Consider the following 18955-nt stretch of genomic DNA (forward strand, 5'->3'; position numbering starts at 1 on the left):
TTTCTTTTACAGATATAAACACATAGGTGATATGATGCAACCAGATGACGAATCAGTTAAACCAGATGAAATCCATGAAGAAGATTGGGATGAATCACCAGATGATGCAGCCTTACTTGACGAAGAAGAGGCCGAGGTAGCAGCTGCTCCAGCAGAGCCAGAGCATGATTTTAGTGATGAAGAAGCTTTTCCGAGTTTTCAGCGTGGCAGACAAGCCGCAAAAATAATGGATGCTACGCAGATTTATCTTAGTGAAATTGGCTTCTCACCGCTGCTTTCAGCTGAAGAAGAGGTCTATTATGCTAAGCTGGCGCTGAAAGGAGATACAGCAGCACGCAAGAAAATGATTGAGTCCAATCTTCGCTTGGTTGTGAAAATAGCCAGACGCTATTTGAATCGCGGATTACCCTTACTTGACCTGATTGAAGAAGGTAATCTGGGGCTGATGAAATCTGTTGAAAAATTTGATCCTGAGAGAGGATTCCGTTTTTCAACTTATGCTACCTGGTGGATTCGACAGACGATAGAACGGGCCATCATGAATCAAACGAGAACCATTCGTCTTCCAATTCATGTTGTGAAAGAGCTCAATGTTTACCTCAGAGCTGCTCGTCAGTTAACACAAAAGCTTGATCATGAACCGTCGGCCGAAGAAATAGCTGATATGGTAGACAAGCCACTTGAGGATGTGGAAAAATTGCTTGGTTTGAACGATAAAGTTGCTTCGGTAGATACTCCTATTGGTTATGATGAGAATAAATCATTATTAGATACTATTGCTGATGAAAATAGTATGAATCCTGCTGAGCTTTTGACAGATGAAAATTTACGGACACATATTGAATCTCTGCTAGATAAGTTAACCGAAAATCAGCAACAGGTTATTGCTCGACGCTTTGGTTTGCGAGGATTCGAAAAGGCAACGCTTGAGGATGTGGGAAAGGAAATCAACTTAACCCGCGAACGCGTAAGACAAATTCAAGTCGAAGCACTAAAGACGTTACGAGGACTCTTGGAAAAAGTAGGTTTAAGCCAAGAAGATCTGTTCTAAAGGTCTCACATATGCTTGGCTTATGAACGATTTGTTTTGGCGGACTATAAGAGCGGCCTCCTTCCGTACCATCCCTCGTTTAAGATCGATCGTTACCTATCAAAATTAGGCTGTCACTGTAGTACGTTTTGTGTCTCATTTGTTTGAGCGGGCTTGGTTGAGGTGTTTTGATCTTTATTTTCAGTTCCTGAGAAACAGGCAGCGGCAACTTCATTAATGTGTTTAGTATAATCGCTTTCAGTCATGGTATCAGCCATTTCGAGAATCTTTCTTAACTTGGGGTTAGCACAATTACAATAAGCTGTTGAGATTTGTTTATCACTGTCACTCATTGTAGGGAAAACCAACTCGAATTTGTCTTCACAATATTCCAGCACATCTTCTTCCGTGGCTTTATCCAGACCAACTTCATTTTCTATTGAATCCATAGTGTCTTGTAGTATCGTCTGAGACAGGCAAAGCTGCGTTATTTTGTTGGTATCTTCCGGATTGTCCAAAATGTGTTTGTCCGCACATTCACAATATTTTTTACCAAAATTTTGATAGTCAACCTCATCTTTGATGTTATCTACACGTTTCATCCATGATGTAAGACAAATAGATTGGAAAGACTCTTGAGGCTGACCACTCACTTGAGTTGCGTTTCCATACTCAGGAATTAAGCCAATAATAGTAGCTAGTAGAATGGATTTAGCATAATCAAAATTCATCTTGCTTACTCCTTTTAAACATCGTAGGGTCTGTTGATATTTCGCGAAATGTCAACAGACCCTAGGGGGTCTGAAAATTTAAGGGCAAACTCTGCCAGCAAGCTGAATAATTTGCTTCACGTGCAGGATGCCTAAACGCCTGTTCACTTACTAACCAGGGCTTTCTAGTTTCAAACATAAACGCTAACGTATTTTGATAGCGAGTAGGTTTTAGTTCTTCATGAATGACTGAGCGATAGGTATCGCCATCAGGCCCATGAGCGGTCATGCAATTATGAATGCTCACACCACCAGGAATAAAACCCTCTTTCTTCGCATCATATTCACCGGTAATAAGCCCCATCAGTTCATTCATAATATTGCGATGGAAGTAGGGGGGTCTAAACGTATGCTCGGCTACCATCCACCTTGGCGGAAAGATAACAAAATCAAGATTTGCAACCCCAGGAGTATTACTTTCTGAGGTTAACACTGTAAATATGGAAGGATCTGGGTGATCGAAGCTTACGGTGTTGATGGTATTAAAAAGTGATAAGTCATAACAATAAGGTGCATAATTCCCATGCCAAGCCACAACATTCAACGGAGAATGATTTGATTTAGCAGTCCAAAATTTATGTTGATATTTACAAATTAACACGACTTCTTTTTCAATGTGCTCAAATGCTGCTTGTGGATAAAGAAAATGACGCGGATTAGCCAAACCATTTGCACCAATTGGTCCTAATTGTGGCAAATTTAAAGGGCTACTACTATTTTCACACAAATATCCTGCAGCCAAGGATGAGAGCAAATCCACTTTAAATTTTACACCCCTTGGAATGACAGCAATTTTACCAGGGCCTATGGTTAACTTACCGAATTCAGTATGAATATGTAGGTCGCCTAGGTAAGGGACAAATAAGAACTCGCCATCACTGTTGCTAAAATAGCGTCCATCCATGGATTGATTACATTGATAAATAAAGGCATTAGACGATTTATTACCTGCTATGTGAAATAAACCATCTACAAAATCCTTGTTTTCTGAGGGCGCAGATAGAGGCTGCCAACGTAAAGGATTAGGTGGTTGATTAGCCTCGTAAGTTAAGGGCAAAGGCTTTTCGTAAGGAATATAATCTTCATGCACGACAGAGGGAAGTGTGCGATAAAGCCAGCTTCTTAGGTTAACATGCCTTGGGCGTGTAAAAGCACTACCACTGAGTTGCTCTGCATAAAGTCCAAATCGACATTGTTGGGGTGAATTCTGATCCTGGGGCAAAGCACCTGCGATGGCCTCACTTTGGTGATGGTTACCAAATCCTGCTAAATACACCTCAACCTCCCTTCAGAAAATAAACCTGCCTAGAATAGCTTGAAATAGCCAACAATGTCGAGTTTACCAAGCTCGGTTCTTTTTAATTTATAGACGATGTATAATTTTATTTATTTAACCATCATTGCTTGTTATCTATGAAATTCAGCCATATGGAGAATTTTATGGGTACCTGGCTAAGTTTTTTTGAGGTGCAGGAATGGCTGGACATAGTAAATGGGCTAATATTCGTTTTCGTAAAGGCGCTCAAGATGCTAAGCGTGGCAAAATTTTCACCAAATTGATTCGTGAAATTTCTGTTGCTGCCAGAATGGGTGGTGCAGAAGAAAGTTCTAATCCAAGATTGCGGGATGCAATCAGCAAGGCACTCAAAGCTAACATGAAACGGGACACCATCGATAATGCTATAAAACGAGGTGCCGGTGGTTTAGAAGATGCAAATATGATTGAGATGCGTTATGAAGGCTATGGTCCAGGTGGTGTGGCAATTTTAGTTGATTGTTTATCTGATAATAAAAATCGTACCGTTTCTGATGTAAGGCATGCGTTTACTAAGTATGGTGGTAATCTGGGAACCGATGGCTCAGTAGCTTATCTTTTCCACAAACAAGGCGAAATTCTTTTGACCTCTGGCCAATCAGAAGAAGAGGCAATGGAGGTGGCGATAGAAGCAGGAGCGGAGGATGTAATTCTTGAAGACAACCAAATTGAAGTCATTACACCAGCTGAAAGCTACCATGCTGTATTAGCAGCCCTTCAGGAGGCAGGTTATGAAATTGAGCAATCTCAGTTGACCATGCGTGCACAAACTACGGTAGCCATAGATAAGGAAGCTGCGGAAACCTTATTAAAATTAATAGATATGCTCGAAGATTTAGATGACGTACAGGAGGTTTATAGCAATGCAGAACTCCCTGAGACTCTCTTTGAAACGGCCTGATGAGCAGCATTATTTTAGGTATTGATCCTGGGTCCCGTATTACTGGCTACGGGATTATCAAGGAAGAAAAACGCAAAATTCATTATTTAGATAGTGGCTGTATTCGCACCGCTGAAGGAGAATTAAGCCAACGGCTATTGCAAATTTTTGATGGGATCTGCCAGTTAATGGATAGCTATCGTCCTGACGAAGTGGCGATAGAGCAAGTATTTCTGCATCAAAATCCTAATTCAGCCCTCAAATTAGGGCATGCAAGAGGAGCCGCTATGGTAGCTGCTGCCTCACATCGGTTGCAAATAAACGAGTATTCCGCAAGAGAAGTTAAACAGGCTATTGTCGGATATGGGGCAGCACAAAAAGAGCAAGTTAAACACATGGTGATGAAATTATTAATGCTCAATTCTGTACCACAAAATGATGCTGCAGATGCTTTGGCGATTGCGATTTGTCATAGCCACATGCGCCATAATCTTCCACTTATTCAACGCCAACAACATTCAAGGAGACGCTTACGATGATTGGTTGGTTAAATGGACAAATTGTTGATAGACATCAACCTGGAAAATTGGTCATTGACGTTAACGGTGTTGGCTATGATGTAGAGACATCCCTCAACACGTTTTTTCAACTCGAGTCTCATCGTAATCGTGTGGGATTGCATATTCATACTATCGTCAGGGAAGATGCTTTACTGTTGTTTGGTTTTTTGGATAAACAAGAACGAGCTCTCTTCAGGGCTTTAATTAAGGTAAATGGTGTGGGCCCTAAATTGGCCATGGCCATTCTTTCCAGCGTCACACCCTCAGAGTTCGTTCAGTGTATCAGTCAACAAAATACTTTACTTTTAACCAAACTCCCCGGGATAGGTAAGAAAACTGCCGAGCGTTTAGTTGTGGAGATGAGGGATAACCTAAAACAATTCTTCTCCCAAACAGATTCTAATGAAACCCCACAGACACTGGTCAATGTGAACCAAGAGGAAGCTATCAGTGCTTTAGAGGCTTTAGGATATAAACAACAAGAAGCAGCCAAAGTCGTTAAAAAAATTGATGACGGTCAGAAAACGTGTGAACAATTAATTCGCCAGGCTTTGCAATTAATGGCTAGAGGCTAACTGGTAGGAGCAGAACATCAAAGACGGACTAACCTTTTCGTGTCGGAAAATAAACACGAACGATCAAGCCAGTTCCTACGGAAGGAGAATCTAATTCAACACGACCTCCATGAAGTTCAGTGATTTGGCGCACGATAGCCAAACCTAGACCACTACCTGGACTTTTGTTCCCGAGTACACGGAAAAAGCGTTCAAATACCCGGCTTTGCAATTCTGGGGGAATACCGGGTCCATTATCGCGCACTTCCAACACTAATTCTTGATTTTGGATAAAGACCTGAACAGATACCTTGCCGTTCTCTTTGCTATAACGGATGGCATTGTCAACCAAATTGCGAATTAAGATGCTCAAAGCAGTTGGATTACCTGGGAGATTAGGTAGATCTTTATCGTGTTCAAATTCGAGATCAATTTGTTTTTCTACAGCAGTTGGAGCCAGCATCGCTAGCACTTCTCGTGTCAGCTTCACAAGATTGACTTCATCAATGTCGTTAATGTTGGCAGCTTCAGGAACAAGCTTGCTCATTGTTAGCAATTGCTGCACGATGTGGGTACTACGATTCACACTAGCAATTAGTTTTTGCAGAGCTACATTTTTTTCCTCAATGTTAGTGGTATTTAATGCCACTTGAGCTTGGGCCTTAAGCGCGGCAAGAGGTGTTCGTAACTCATGGGCTGCATCGGCTGCAAATCGCTTTTCTCGTTCAAAGCCTTCTTTAAGACGATAAAAAAGTTTGTTTAACTCATCAATGACGGGTTTAATTTCTTCGGGTACTTCTTGCAAATCAACAGGCTCAAGATGTGTAGGGGCACGATTTGCTACCTCTTGCGCCACCCTATCAAGGCTATCCAAACCTCGACCAATAATAATCCAAATTAATAAACCGGATAGTGGGAAGGTTAATAGCATAATATACAAATCATCTTGGGCAATACGATGACCTAATTCATTACGGGTATCATAGCGTTCTGCCAAAACGGTTCGTACGCCGGCCTGTTCGTTGTAAGTAGTGAATACACGCCATTTTTGCTTTGACACCAATTTGTCGCTAAAACCATCAACCTCAGCAGTCAGTGGAATTTTAGGTGCAGTGGGGGAGTGTAATAACAGTTTTCCGCCATTCGTCCACACTTGAAAGTTGAATTTATCGAGATAATTCTTCGGTGGTAAATTGTTTAGAAATCGTCGTTGATAGTAATTATCAATCTTTTGTGGAATGACTTCGAGAGAATCTTGAATTTTTCCAAGAGGTCGCTGATGTAGATCGTCTCCTAATAGCGCTTGATAAGAAAGCGCAGAAATAGCCATCAAGGTATCAAGATGTTCTTGAATATCCTTTTGATCTAAATAGTAGTTACCTATTGCTGTCAATGTTGTTGTTATCGTTATCGCTAACAACAAATTAATTAGCAAGAATTTGCGTATAGAGGATTTCAATGCTTAATTACTCTCAGTTTTTTCTGCCATGTATCCTACGCCGCGAATAGTGCGAATAAAGTTGGCATTGAGTTTTTTGCGTAAGTTGTGAATATGTACTTCCAGTGCATTAGAATCCACGTCCTCATCCCAGCCATAAATACTCTGCATAAGCTGTTCGCGTGATAGAACCTGACCACTGTTCTCCAGCAGTTTTTGCAATAAAGCAAATTCACGACGCGGAACATTGACCATCACACCATCAACATAGACAGAATGTGCTGCTGGATCCAAGGTAACATTGCGGTATTGCAAGACGGAGTCTGCACGGCCTTGAGAGCGTCTTACCAAAGCGCGAACTCTCGCGCTTAATTCATTTAAATCAAAAGGCTTTGTTAGATAATCATCCGCACCACTATCCAAACCCTTTACTCTATCTTCTACAGACTCTCGCGCAGTGAGAATGATAACTGGGGTAGCATTCCCGTCATGACGAATGGCTTGCAAAAAACCAAGACCCGAAAGCTTCGGTAAACCTAAATCAAGAATGATTAGCTCAAAGGATTCAGCCTTGACCGCTGCTCTAGCCGCCTCGCCATCTTTTAGCCAATCAACAACATAACCAAATTGAGTAAGACCTGCTTTGACAGCATCTCCTAATAATTCATCATCTTCAACCAGTAGCAATCGCATTCTTGCTCCTAATAGATACAGGTTTCTTCCTATCGAGGATCACCTGAGGGTTGTTGTTCTACGTCTCCCTCCACCACGTGCCGAGTTAAGTAAATCGCTTGCAAAAAAACAAAGAGCAAGGTAAAACCGGCTCCACCAAATAATTTAAAGTTAACCCAAATATCAGTGCTATAAAAGTAGGCGACATATAGATTAACAATGCCCATTGCGACAAAAAATATAGCCCAAGCATAATTCAAGCGGTACCAGATTTTTGTAGGCAGATTAATATTTCCTTCCATCATTTTTTGAATGAGCGGCTTCTTGCTAAACAATGGTGAGAAAAGGAATATCAAAGAAGTTAACCAATAAATCCCAGTGGGTTTCCATTTAATAAACCAAGGGTTGTGGAACAACAAAGTTGCCCCTCCTAAAACAAAAATTATAGCAAGACTAATTAAATGAATCTTTTCATAGCGCTGATGTTTAAGCCGATGAAAAACAACCTGAAATAGGGATGCACCCATGGCCACAGCTGTGGCATTGTATATCCCAAAAAATTTATAGCTAATAAAGAAAAGTAGAATTGGAAAAAAATCAAAGAGTAGTTTCATGGCTCTGATTAAAATTTAATACTTACTTAAGTATATCACACGATTTCAAACTCTCACCTATGAGATAAATATTCGTATTAAAGTATAGGATCTTTGGGTTTTGTCCTGTGGGATGCCGAAAGTAAGTTAGTATAATACTTGGCATTATAAGCTATCTTAACCAATTACTAATTTCTGCCCAGGATGCAGTAAGCGCTTATTAATATCCGGGTTTAACCTAGCAAGTGTTGCTACTTTTGTATGGTTACGCTTGGCAATACTGCTTAAATTATCACCTGCTTTTACGATGTACACACCATACTTGACGGTTTTTTTCCATATTGTTAATTGCTGTCCTGGTTTTAATGATTGAGAAGAATTCAAATTATTCCATTTGCGAATTTCTGCTGTGGAAACATTATACTTTTTCTCCAACGTTTGATAGGTGTCGCTTCGTTGTACAATATGGAGCACCTTAAGACTTTGTGTTGTTGCGGGTTGGTCAGCCAGTGCCAGCATCGTTGGTTTCTTAGCTGTGACTGGGGCATTTTTGGTACTTGGTATAAGGACATATTGTCCGGGTCTTAGTCTATCAGATTTTAACCGATTTAATTCTCGTAGCAAATTGACAGTAGTGAAGTTTCTCCGGGCAATCGAGTTCAGATCGTCGCCTGGGCGAACTTGATATCGGCTCCAACTCACGCGTTTGTCTTCAGGAACGCTGGCGAGATTACGATTGAATTTTGCCACTTTATCCTTGGGTATAAGCAATTTAAAGGGTTTGTAAGGTGCTGTGGCCCAACGATTATAGCCGGGATTCAATTTGATGAGGTCCTTATACGACATTCCCGCAAGTCTGGCTGCATGATTCAAATCAATTTGACTACCAATATTTACTTCCTCAAAGTAGGGAACATGGGGAATATCGGGTAATGTGATCCTATAGCGCTGTGGATATTTAATGATTTCCGCAAGTGCCAGCAGTCTTGGCACGTAGGCCCTTGTTTCATTCGGTACAGGTAAAGACCAGAAGCGAATAGATCTTGATTGCCGACTATTTTTTATCGCGCGAGCAATGGTTCCTTCACCAGAATCATAGGCCGCAATTGCAAGAATCCAGTTGCCATTAAAATACTTATTTAAGTAGGTTAGATAATTAAGGGCAGCATCGGTTGATGGACGGATGCTGCGGCGGGCATCAAACCACCAATCTTGTTTTAATCCCAAGTTATTGCCAGTACCAGGCATTAATTGCCAAAGACCTGCAGCACCTGCGCCTGAGTATGCAAAAGGATCATAGGCACTTTCAATCATGGGTATAAGAGCAATCTCTCCCGGCATTCCTCGTTTTTTGATTTCTGTCACGATATGGTAAATATAGGGTTCGGAACGAGCCAGTTTATTTAGATAACTTGGATGAGAAATAAGCCAGCGCAGCTGGGTTTGCACTTCGGGTTGCGTCACTTCATGATTCAAACGAAATTGTGAGCGCATAACATCCCATACACTTTGGGCTTGTCCAATATTTGAAAACACGTAAGAGCTTAACAGTAAGAGGATTAAACTAAAAATGCTTGGTCTAAACTTCAATGTGACGCCTATTACGAATCAAAAGGCTAATCAGTGTACTAAATAAAATCCAAAGGATAAACCCTTTTTGTTTTTATCATAAGCTAAAAGGTTTAAATTAATTCTATTTGTTAAGAAAAAGTATCTTTATCGGCTCTTATTTGTTTAAAAACGCTAAGGGAGTCAAGATTTTTATTTCCTTTAAGGGATGCATATTTAATGACATCCTCTTCTTCTGTTCTCAGAAATGGGTTGATCTCTCTTTCTAAACCCATAGTGGAGGGAAGGGAACATTGGTTATGTTTAGCCAATTCTTTGGCATAGTTTTGGATTTTTAAATTATCGGGTTCGACCAAAGTAGCAAAACGAAGATTTTGACGTGTATATTCATGCGCACAAAAAACGTTTGTATCGGCAGGCAATGCTTTTAATACTTGCAGAGAATGATGAAGTTCTGCGATTGTGCCATCAAATACTCGGCCACAACCAGCTGAAAAGAGGGTATCACCACAAAATAGCCAACCTAATGAGGGTTCATAAAGGCTAATATGAGTGGACGTATGCCCTGGTGTATTTAAAACCTCAAAATTACATGTGGCAATGGATAGGGTAGTGTTTTCTGTAAGAGGATGAGTGATATGACTGATACGAGGATCCAAAGGTCCGTAGACAACTATATTAGGATTAAAACGAATAAGCTCAGGGACGCCACCAATATGATCATAATGGTGATGAGTAAGTAAAATGGTTGTAAGTTCTATTGAGTTCTGTGTAACAAAGTCAATCACAGGTCTGGCATCACCAGGGTCAACGCAAAACGCCTTGTTTCCTGTTTCATCAGTAATTAACCAAATGTAATTATCATTAAAAGCGGGTATAGGTAGAATACTCATCCCAAGCTCCTTATATATACCATTCCCTTTTTGATATTAGGATTAAATAATCCTAATCTTCCACAATGAATGAAGATGTCCCTGGATTAATTAGACTACACAATTGATTAAGGATGGTCTTCATTTCGTTGGTCAGTGCGTAGGGAGGGTTAATAATCCATAAGCCACAGCCTGTCATTCCTTGGTTTATCATGGGATTGAGAGAAAATTCAATCCGCAATGTGTTTGGCGCACCGATATTTTCCATTCCTCTTAGCAGCTGTTCATGCAATTTTTTGTCGACCAAAGGATACCAAAGACAAAAAACCCCGGTTGAAAATTTTTGATACGCGGCTTTGATGGCTTTGGGTATCTCTTTATACTCTTGTTTGATTTCATAAGAAGGATCAAGAAATATAATAGCGCGCCGTTCCGGCGGAGGTAACAAGGCGTTTAAATTAAATAGGCCATCATGATGTTCATAAAAAACTCGTTTTCTGGGATGGGCCAGGGTTTGTAAGTGTTCAAATTCACGAGGATGCAGTTCACAACAATATATACGGTCTTGTGGTCTTAGCAAGGCAATGGCAAGTGCAGGCGAACCAGGGTAGAAGCGTAAGCTTCCTGTGGGATTAATATCACTAATGCATTGTAAATAGGGTGAGAAAAGAGTAGACAATTTGTTTTTTTCCTGCCAAAGCAAATGAATGCCTTGCAGATATTCTCTGGTTTTCACCGCTTGACTATCCTGCAAATCATAAATGCCACGCCCAGCATGAGTTTCCAGATAAAATAGGGGTTTTTCCTTCTGGATCATATAGTTAAGGATGCGCGAGAGCGTTAAGTGTTTAACAACATCGGCAAAATTGCCGGCATGGTAACCGTGTTGATAACTAAGCATAAAAAGATTCGCAAAAAAATTGAGATTATAAACAGTCCAAAACGCTATTCCAATGTTTGTCGTATATGTTCTGTAATTTAAATAAGTAGACTTGAAATCACAAAAATACCCACAAATATATTTGCACTATACTTACATTGATTAATAAATAAAACGGAGGCAGTTATGAGCTTTCCTAGAGAATATGAGGAGGATAACTCTTTTTCAGACTACTCCTATGACACAGAAGATAATGCTCAGGATTTAGACCATAAAAAACGTGTACGCAAGCTGCTGGAAGAGCGACTTGAACGTAAACGTTTAAGAGAAGAGCTGGAGGACGAGTTAGATAATGAAGAATTTGACTGGGACGAGCTCGAGCGTTAGGATTTGTCTGGGTTAATGTTTTGTACTTTGTCTCCCCTCTTGACAGCAGTGAGAGTGTCATCCCCGCGCAGGCGGGGATCTCTCCATCATTTATTATGAGAATATATTTTGACTTGAGTCCTCGTCTGAGCGAGGACCGCTAGGCAAATTCCCTATTTTACTATCTGGCTCCTTTTCTGTTTGCTTTTTAAAGAAATTATTTAACCCTCCAATGATTGTATTACCAGCAGAAACGAGCTTATCGATAAAACTAAAATCCATCTCCATTTCATAACAGTTTACAGCGTTGATATCATTAAAGTCATTAACGATCATTTGAGAAAAACACAAAAGCATGTAATTTAAAACAGCCTCATCCTGTTCTTTTTGACTCATCTTTTTAAAATCAAGATCATTCTCTAATTTTTTCCAGGTGTAAAAATTAATGCTACGTCCATGATTTGGATCATAAAAATAAGCGGTTTTTCTCTTTGGATCATAACGTAAATAGAGAGCATGCCCCCACGATTCGTGATCTATTTCTTTGGTTCCATCTTTTTTAAGTGAGTGATGCCCAATAGATATTTTTACAATGTTATAATTTTTTAATTTGGACCTCTGTTGCAGATTAACAGCTTGAGCAAGTACCTGATAGATAGAGTCAGAACTAAATGCGGGTTCATCTGCAAAATGCGAATCTTTATGTAGTACTTGAATTTTCTTAAGATGAAGACGTTTTAACACTGCTTTTGATAAATCATTGTTATTTTCTTCCCTTGTGCCTACTTGATATAAAGCTTGATTGAAGCGATCTTGGGGTAAGATTTTTACTTCCGCTTCCCATTGCGAATTGGAGAGCGTTTGATTTCTACTCAAGCTAGTCATTTCTCGAGTAATTAATCTAAAGGTATTTGCTTGACAAACCCCATCTCCTAATATCTCGCTATCCCCTCCAATAAATCCTTGAATATTTTCATACTGAATTGGATTTCCCCACTGATTAAAAAATTCAATCTCTTTTTTAACATCGTCTAACAGTATTGAATGTATTTTACTCGAAGACTGATCATTAAGAGGGGAAAGAATCTCTTTTACTTTGTCATACTGATCGGTTAATACAGCCAGATTCTCTTTATTGTCTTTGATTTTTTGATCGATAACGCGACAGAGAGATCGCAGTAATTTACTTTTTGACCTTTTCAAAGAGCTATCAATGTGCTGAGGAATATTTTCATAAGAGCCATGCAGTTCCTTTTTACATTTCTCATATTCTTGCTCCAACAAATGAGTTGCTGTTGCGACAATGTCTTGTCTTACTTTAGTTACTGTGTGAATCAAAGGAGTTAAAGCAGGCTCCCCACCGGCAGCAATAATTTTTTCCTTCAAAGCCATAAGTTCAATTTGATGTTGCAGCTCTTTCAATGTAGGGATCTCATTTTCTGCCTGCCCATTAAGAACCGCGTTTTGTATCACGTGCTTGATTTTTTGCTGGATAAGTTCTTTATTCGTCTTAATTTTGCTAGGGTCTAAGGAAAGCGCAGAGAAAACAGCGGCTTCATGAGGGTTTTGGAGGAATTTTTCGGGGTGCGTAATTTGCTGATGTACAAATGCTCGCTTTAACACAAGAGAAAAGTCCTCTAAATATTCTTTTGGTAATCGAGTAAGCGCTCGCTTAAGCTTAGGAAACATTTTAATTACCACTTCTTCTTGAGCGGTGATCTCACCTCGTTCAAGCTTTACACTTAATTTGGACATTTCCTCATCGTATTCTTGCTTTGTCATGTTCCCTTGTGCATATGCGATAATTCGAAGTTTATCAGACTCCGTCATCATCCGATTACTATCACGAATGTCAGTTCCGATCACATCCCAATCGCCAATCATTTTTTCAGCGATTTCTTTATTTGTGCTACGCTCCAAACGATCATAAAGATCGATAAGAGCTGCGCGATTACAGGCTGAGCGAACATTCACTACAAACTGATCGAGTGCTTGAACATTCTTAGAGAAATCAACTGATGTGGGTTTATCTGTCATATGCTCGATAACATGCTGAATATCACGAACGATTACAGGAGCTAACGTGGTTACATCATCAACCCGTTCATCATGCAGCATTTGGGTTACTATCTGTATAGGATTTGTATTAACTAATGAGAGAGACGCGATAACGTTGTCTTCAGCTGCAATTTGTTTTAATTGCTCCGACAGTATTTGAATAAAGTCTTCATTATTTCCTTGTTTAGAGCCTAATATAGATTGGGTTCGTTCCATTGCAACATCAAAGCCTGCTGGTGAACCTTTCCACTCTTTCCTTTTTTCTTCAATCATTCTGTTTCGCTGTTGCCAAGTTTGTGCTATTTTTTCCATAAACTCATTTTTAAATTGCTCCAGATTAATAGCCAGTTGCATTTTATATTCATTTAGACTTGGAAGGGTTTCTTGATTCTGAGCATAAAAATGTTGCGCGGTTTTTTGAAAAAGCCAATTTTTTAGGACTTCGATGTTAAATGCTCTTAATTGCTCATCATTTACTTGTTGAGGCCAATCACCATCCTTTTTCCAATAATCACTGGTATTAAGATAATCACATAATTGTCTCAGGGGAATCACATCCTCTAATGATTCTAACGCAGTGGGAACTGCACTCATCATCCATACCATTTTATCGTCACATTGAACTTTTATTTTCTTTACATACTCTGAGAAACGATTGGCTTCGACGGTATAATTATCACCCTCAGAGGTAATGTGAGGATATACCTCCTGCGGTGGAAGTGGGCAGAAATCTAAATCAACTTGGTTTGGAAAATCATAATAATAGACATATTGTCCACCGAAGATAGGTTTGGGCATAACGACTCAACAAAATGTAAACAATTTGTTCATTATACATCGTGTTCTCGATATAACATAACAAATAATGCACAAATTTTTTAAAGTGTGTTAAGAAAAAGATCTTCTATTTTGGGGCTTTTAGGGCAGAATCTCTTAGGAGAACTGGTTTGCAAAAAGTGTATTTTGCAGCAAAATGGCAATTGTCATAGGACCAACACCTCCTGGTACAGGTGTTATCCATGCGACTTTATCTTTAGCTTTATTGAAATCGATGTCCCCTCTTAATGTTCCGTTGGCTAAGCGATGAATGCCTACATCGACAATTACTTGTTTTGAATTTAACCAGTTAATATCAATTACATCAGGTATTCCTGTGGCTACTACAAGGATATCCGCCATGTGTACATATTGCTCCAAATTTTCAGTAAAGCGATGACAAACCGTAACAGTCGCTGCTGCCAATAAGAATTCCATTGCCATAGGTCGGCCTACAATATTTGATGCACCGACAACGACGGTGTGTTTTCCCCAAATAGGAATTTGATAATACTCTAATAAATTGATGATTCCATAAGGGGTGCAAGGTCTTAGTGAGGGGTTGCGTAACGTTAAGCGGCCCATATTGTAAGGATGAAAGCCATCAATGTCTTTACTAGGATGAATGCACTCAATAATTTTGTTCGGGTCTATGCCTGCAGGAAGAGGAAGTTGCACGAGAATGCCATCGATGTCAGACGAGTTATTTAATTGATCAATTAACTCTAGCAATTCCTTTTCAGTAGTGGATTTGGGCAAGTCGTGAGCATAAGAATGAAATCCGACTTCGGAGCAAGCCTTTCTTTTGTTGTTTACATAAATACTAGAGGCAGGATCATTACCTACTAAGATAACAGCAAGGCCAGGGGCTCGCTTTCCTTTGGCGGTCATTCTCTCTACAGCCAATTTAATTTCCAGTTTCAATTTTGCTGAAACAAGCTTGCCGTCTAATAAGGATGCAGTCATATAAGAAACAAAATTAAAAAATAATCGCAGATTATGAGATAGGCCATTAGCTTATGCAATAGACCTCTTGCATAATAGTTACACTCTAGACAAAACATATCTTGGTGTTATACATTGGCCGTTTTTAGCAGGAAATGCTCATGCGTATTGCCTTAGGGGTAGAATACGATGGTAGCCAGTATCATGGCTGGCAAGCGCAAGCAGGCCTGCATACGGTTCAGCAAGTAATAGAAGAAGCCCTAGCTAAAGTAGCTGATACTGAAATCAGCGTTGTTTGCGCAGGTAGAACCGATACAGGTGTGCATGCCACAAACCAGATTATTCATTTTGATTGTGACAAAGAACGTACAATTCGTTCCTGGATTCATGGTGCTAATTCTTTTTTACCTAAAGATGTGTGTGTTAAATGGGGGCGCGAGATGTCAGATAACTTTCATGCTCGCTACTCAGCCCTTTCCCGACGCTACCGTTATGTAATCTATAATTCACCGATACGTCCGGCACTATTACGTAGTAGTGTAACCTGGCAATATCGCCAGCTTGACCATCATGCGATGCACGAAGCAAGTCAATGTCTGTTGGGTGAGAACGACTATACATCTTTTCGTTCTGTGGAATGCCAGTCGAATACGCCGATGCGGAATATTTATGATCTGCAAGTTACACGCATTGGTGATTTGGTGATGATAGATATTACCGCTAATGCTTTCCTACATCATATGGTCAGGAATATTGCTGGTGTGCTTATTGCGGTAGGCTCAGGAAAAAAACCGATCAGTTGGGTGAGTGAAGTTTTGCAAGCAAAAGATAGACGTTTAGGTGCTGAAACGGCTCCTCCCTATGGTTTATACTTAGTGTCTGTTACTTATCCAGACGAGTTTGGCGTCATTAGGACGAACCCAGGCCCGCTATTTTTATGGGAGAAATAATTGGCTCATCGAGTGCGGATAAAAATGTGTGGTATGACGCGCAAACAGGATATCGCACATGCAATAGATTTGGGTGTTGATGCGATTGGCCTGATTTTTTATCCGCAAAGTCCTCGTTATGTTTCCGTGCCACAAGCAAAACTGTTGGTACAAGATATTCCTGTATTTGTTGATATTTTAGCCGTGGTAGTTAACCCAGAGTCTTCCTTGGTCGAGCAAATTATCAATGAGCTGCCCATTCAGGGGGTGCAATTTCATGGACAAGAATCAGCAAGATTTTGTAGCCAATTTAAGATTCCTTATGTTAAAGCCATATCTGCGCACTCAAAAGAAGCTATTATGGAGCTAAGTGCTGAATTCCAAGAGGCTGCTGCAATTTTATTGGATACTCCCTCACGATCATATGGAGGCACGGGGAGTCGTTTTGATTGGCGCATTATTCCGCAAAAACGAGTAAAACCAATTATTCTGGCTGGTGGATTAAATGCAAGTAATGTCAAAGAGGCGGTGAGTATCTGCTCACCCTTCGCAGTTGATGTTTGTAGTGGTATTGAGGCATCTCCTGGTATAAAAGATCATGGGAAAATGAATGATTTTGTAAACGCATTATGGGGTAAAGCATGAGTGAGAGAGAGCTCCCAGACGAGCATGGGCATTTTGGACAATATGGTGGTGTCTTTGTAGCTGATACATTAATGCATGCTTTGCAACAATTGCAAGAAGCGTATGAAGTATATCGACGAGATCCAGATTTTTTAGCCGAATTGGGGTCAGAGTTACGCGATTATGTTGGACGACCCACACCCCTTTATCTTGCTCAACGCTTGACTTCCCAAGTAGGAGGAGCCCAGATTTATTTGAAACGAGAAGATCTAAATCATACAGGTGCCCATAAAATTAATAATACAGTGGGGCAGGCCCTGCTCGCTAAAAGAATGGGAAAAACAAGGATCATTGCCGAAACGGGAGCGGGACAACATGGTGTCGCCTCAGCCACAGTAGCAGCAAAATTAGGGTTGAAATGTGTCGTCTATATGGGGTCTGAGGACATCAAAAGGCAATCTAGCAATGTTTATAGGATGAAATTACTGGGTGCAGACGTTGTACCCGTCACCGCAGGCTCCAGAACATTAAAAGATGCTTTAAATGAAGCAATGCGTGACTGGGTGAGCAATGTGGACAACACATTCTACATCATTGGCACGGTGGCCGGTCCTCATCCTTACCCACAAATGGTAAGGGATTTTCAGGCTGTTATTGGTCAAGAAGCGCGTGCTCAACTTCTTGAGGCAACCGGGCAATTACCTGATGCGTTAGTGGCTTGTGTTGGGGGTGGTTCCAATGCTATTGGGTTGTTTTATCACTTCTTGAAAGATAAATCAGTGGCGATCTATGGAGTAGAGGCTGCTGGCAAGGGTATTGAAACAGGAGAACATGCGGCCTCCTTAATTGCGGGAAAACCCGGTGTTTTACATGGTAATCGTACTTATTTGCTTTGCGATGAACATGGACAGATAAAAGACACATATTCGGTTTCAGCAGGTCTTGATTATCCTGGGGTCGGACCTGAGCATGCTTATCTGAAAGATATTGGTAGGGTTAAGTATGTGGCAATAAATGATGAAGAAGCACTCAATGCATTTCGCACCTTAATTCGAATAGAGGGGATTATTCCAGCTCTGGAGTCAAGTCATGCAGTTGCCTATGCTATGAAATTGGCAAAAGAAATGTCTCCTTCACAAAGAATTATTGTGAATTTATCAGGACGCGGTGATAAGGATATGCATACGGTAGCTAGTATCGATGGTTTAACAATATAGGGCTGTTTGGGACGCATTCTCGGGTCCCCGCGGCATCCATTTGAACGAATAAGGTTATCTATGAATCGGATTGATAAGACATTAGCACAGTTGCGGGAACAAGGTAAAAAAATTCTTAGCCCTTATATCACTGCGGGCGATCCTAATCCAGCAATGACAGTTCCGCTAATGCATGAATTGGTTACGGCAGGTGCTAATATTTTAGAAGTAGGAATACCCTTTTCTGATCCCATGGCGGAAGGACCAGTTATCCAGGGGGCTATGGAAAGAGCCTTGGCCCATGGAATGGATTGTGATCATGTGTTTTCCATGGTTGAGCAATTCCGAAAACATGACAAAAACACGCCTATTATTCTGATGGGCTATTTAAATCCTATTGAACAATATGGTTATGAGCGTTTTGCAAAAAGAGCACAAGAAGTTGGTGCAGATGGTACAATTATTGTGGATTTGCCCCCGGAAGAAAGTGAATTTATTGCTTCTGTCTGGCAGCGTAATAATTTACATTCTATTTACTTATGTTCACCGACCACTTCTGATAAACGAATGGCATTAATAAATAGTTATGGAAGAGGGTATTTCTATTATGTTTCTCTAAAGGGTGTCACTGGATCTGAGGATTTTGATCTGGACACCGTAAAAGAGCAATACCAACAACGAAAATCACAAGTTAGTCTGCCGCTTATGGTAGGATTTGGTATTAAAACACCGACTATGGCAGCTAAGGTGGCAGCATTTGCCGATGGTGTGATTGTGGGGGCGGCCCTGATTAAAAAGATCCATGAAGCTTATGTTGCCCAGAATAACGCCATTGCTGAAGGGGCATCTTTAATCCGTGAAATGCGTCAAAAGATAGATAATGAGTGA

At 40.4% G+C, this 18955-nt stretch carries 19 protein-coding genes; 9 read left to right on the top strand and 10 right to left on the bottom strand.

The window, feature by feature from the left end; all coding sequences use genetic code 11:
- Positions 1-34 precede the first annotated feature (34 nt).
- On the top strand, positions 35-1051 hold the full coding sequence (gene rpoS / locus CKV79_RS04905; protein WP_028373516.1) for an RNA polymerase sigma factor RpoS: 1017 nt from the start codon (positions 35-37) through the stop codon (positions 1049-1051).
- A gap of 113 nt (positions 1052-1164) precedes the next feature.
- Here rpoS and CKV79_RS04910 read toward each other — a convergent pair whose 3' ends face one another.
- Both CKV79_RS04910 and hmgA read right to left on the bottom strand, forming a co-directional pair.
- Positions 1165-1761 carry a hypothetical protein gene (locus CKV79_RS04910; RefSeq protein ID WP_028373515.1) on the bottom strand — a complete coding sequence of 199 codons (597 nt, stop codon included), beginning with the start codon at positions 1759-1761 and terminating at the stop codon, positions 1165-1167.
- Positions 1762-1822: 61 nt separating this feature from the next.
- Positions 1823-3076: a homogentisate 1,2-dioxygenase gene (gene hmgA, locus CKV79_RS04915; protein ID WP_028373514.1), complete on the bottom strand. Its 1254-nt coding sequence runs from the start codon at positions 3074-3076 to the stop codon at positions 1823-1825.
- Positions 3077-3275: 199 nt separating this feature from the next.
- Here hmgA and CKV79_RS04920 point away from each other — a divergent pair, with 199 nt between their 5' ends.
- From CKV79_RS04920 to ruvA, 3 genes are read left to right on the top strand one after another with little or no spacing between them, the layout of a single operon-like run.
- Positions 3276-4016, top strand: coding sequence for a YebC/PmpR family DNA-binding transcriptional regulator (locus CKV79_RS04920; protein WP_028373513.1), 741 nt, complete (start codon positions 3276-3278; stop codon positions 4014-4016).
- Positions 4016-4534: a crossover junction endodeoxyribonuclease RuvC gene (ruvC, locus tag CKV79_RS04925; RefSeq protein WP_035915665.1), complete on the top strand. Its 519-nt coding sequence runs from the start codon at positions 4016-4018 to the stop codon at positions 4532-4534. Before CKV79_RS04920 ends, ruvC begins: the two co-directional genes overlap by 1 nt.
- Complete coding sequence (gene ruvA / locus CKV79_RS04930; protein ID WP_028373511.1) at positions 4531-5130, top strand: Holliday junction branch migration protein RuvA; 600 nt, start codon at positions 4531-4533, stop codon at positions 5128-5130. The genes ruvC and ruvA overlap by 4 nt, the downstream gene beginning before the upstream one ends.
- A 28-nt stretch (positions 5131-5158) precedes the next feature.
- Here ruvA and CKV79_RS04935 read toward each other — a convergent pair whose 3' ends face one another.
- From CKV79_RS04935 to CKV79_RS04960, 6 genes are all read right to left on the bottom strand, one after another.
- The gene (locus CKV79_RS04935; RefSeq protein WP_028373510.1) at positions 5159-6568 is read right to left on the bottom strand and encodes an ATP-binding protein; all 1410 of its coding nucleotides are present in this window, start codon (positions 6566-6568) and stop codon (positions 5159-5161) included.
- Between the two features lie 3 nt (positions 6569-6571).
- Positions 6572-7240: a response regulator gene (locus CKV79_RS04940; RefSeq protein ID WP_028373509.1), complete on the bottom strand. Its 669-nt coding sequence runs from the start codon at positions 7238-7240 to the stop codon at positions 6572-6574.
- Positions 7241-7269: 29 nt separating this feature from the next.
- Positions 7270-7833 carry a septation protein A gene (locus CKV79_RS04945; protein WP_028373508.1) on the bottom strand — a complete coding sequence of 188 codons (564 nt, stop codon included), beginning with the start codon at positions 7831-7833 and terminating at the stop codon, positions 7270-7272.
- Positions 7834-7989: 156 nt separating this feature from the next.
- Positions 7990-9414 (bottom strand): lytic transglycosylase, encoded by a 1425-nt coding sequence (locus CKV79_RS04950; RefSeq protein ID WP_408606917.1) that lies wholly within the window; start codon positions 9412-9414, stop codon positions 7990-7992.
- 98 nt (positions 9415-9512) lie between these two features.
- Complete coding sequence (gene gloB, locus CKV79_RS04955; protein ID WP_028373506.1) at positions 9513-10274, bottom strand: hydroxyacylglutathione hydrolase; 762 nt, start codon at positions 10272-10274, stop codon at positions 9513-9515.
- Positions 10275-10326: 52 nt separating this feature from the next.
- Complete coding sequence (locus tag CKV79_RS04960) at positions 10327-11154, bottom strand: 23S rRNA (adenine(2030)-N(6))-methyltransferase RlmJ (protein WP_028373505.1); 828 nt, start codon at positions 11152-11154, stop codon at positions 10327-10329.
- Positions 11155-11319: 165 nt separating this feature from the next.
- Between CKV79_RS04960 and CKV79_RS04965 the strand changes: the two genes are divergently transcribed.
- On the top strand, positions 11320-11520 hold the full coding sequence (locus tag CKV79_RS04965) for a hypothetical protein (protein ID WP_028373504.1): 201 nt from the start codon (positions 11320-11322) through the stop codon (positions 11518-11520).
- 93 nt (positions 11521-11613) lie between these two features.
- Here the strand turns inward: CKV79_RS04965 and CKV79_RS04970 are convergent, their stop codons facing one another.
- Positions 11614-14355, bottom strand: coding sequence for a hypothetical protein (locus tag CKV79_RS04970; protein ID WP_051546174.1), 2742 nt, complete (start codon positions 14353-14355; stop codon positions 11614-11616).
- Between the two features lie 135 nt (positions 14356-14490).
- The gene (gene folD / locus CKV79_RS04975) at positions 14491-15339 is read right to left on the bottom strand and encodes a bifunctional methylenetetrahydrofolate dehydrogenase/methenyltetrahydrofolate cyclohydrolase FolD (protein WP_028373503.1); all 849 of its coding nucleotides are present in this window, start codon (positions 15337-15339) and stop codon (positions 14491-14493) included.
- A 140-nt stretch (positions 15340-15479) separates the two neighbouring features.
- On the opposite strand from folD, the gene truA reads away from it, so the two are divergent.
- From truA to trpA, 4 genes are read left to right on the top strand one after another with little or no spacing between them, the layout of a single operon-like run.
- The gene (gene truA / locus CKV79_RS04980; RefSeq protein WP_028373502.1) at positions 15480-16268 is read left to right on the top strand and encodes a tRNA pseudouridine(38-40) synthase TruA; all 789 of its coding nucleotides are present in this window, start codon (positions 15480-15482) and stop codon (positions 16266-16268) included.
- A gap of 24 nt (positions 16269-16292) precedes the next feature.
- The gene (locus CKV79_RS04985) at positions 16293-16892 is read left to right on the top strand and encodes a phosphoribosylanthranilate isomerase (protein ID WP_028373501.1); all 600 of its coding nucleotides are present in this window, start codon (positions 16293-16295) and stop codon (positions 16890-16892) included.
- On the top strand, positions 16889-18088 hold the full coding sequence (gene trpB / locus CKV79_RS04990) for a tryptophan synthase subunit beta (protein WP_028373500.1): 1200 nt from the start codon (positions 16889-16891) through the stop codon (positions 18086-18088). The genes CKV79_RS04985 and trpB overlap by 4 nt, the downstream gene beginning before the upstream one ends.
- 60 nt (positions 18089-18148) lie before the next feature.
- Entirely contained in the window at positions 18149-18955 is an 807-nt protein-coding gene (gene trpA, locus CKV79_RS04995; protein ID WP_058387146.1) for a tryptophan synthase subunit alpha, read from the top strand.

This window comes from Legionella lansingensis (assembly GCF_900187355.1).
Classification (GTDB): Bacteria; Pseudomonadota; Gammaproteobacteria; order Legionellales; family Legionellaceae; genus Tatlockia; species Tatlockia lansingensis.